Source organism: Vibrio sp. 1402 (assembly GCF_033340275.1).
Window position 1 is genome coordinate 1 of sequence record NZ_JAWOWE010000550.1, and the last position, 561, is coordinate 561.

At 46.5% G+C, this 561-nt stretch carries 1 protein-coding gene; it reads left to right on the forward strand.

From position 1 onward, the window contains the following. Nucleotides 1-561: response regulator transcription factor (locus tag R7044_RS27195; RefSeq protein WP_225456225.1), on the forward strand; the 561-nt coding region annotated here is incomplete at both ends.

The following is a 561-nucleotide window of genomic DNA, read 5'->3' on the forward strand; positions in this document are numbered from 1 at the left end:
TCACCGCTCTCAGCCAAACAGAAGACCGTGTGAGAGGCTTTGAAGCAGGCGCGAATGACTACTTATCGAAGCCATTCAACAAACAAGAGTTGGCGGCACGTATCCAAGCGCATTTAACAGCAAGTAAAGCGGAAATGCGCCATATGGAAAACAAAGTGCTGGAGTCAGAGCTTAGACAGCGAGCTGTCGTCGAAGCAAGCCTTCTTGAAACTCAAGGTCGTTTGTTGGAACAGCTAGAATCTGCACCGGAAGCTATTATTTGTCTGCGAGAAGATCAGCGTATTCGTTTTGCTAACGAAGCGGCTTGTAAGCTATTCAAACGCAGTTTAGAGCAACTTAAACGCTCGTCAGCTGACGAACTGATCGCACCAAAATACTTGACGGTGAAGCAGCCTCATTATTGCGGCAAGATTGATATCTACATTGAGGATATTCGTCAAAACATTGAAGCCGACATTCTAAAACTGCCAGAAGGCTCCGGCTTAGATGTGATGTACATCTTTAATGTCGGTGGTGGAGCTAACGCCGCGCGTATTCATAACCTAGAAACTGCGGTAGAAG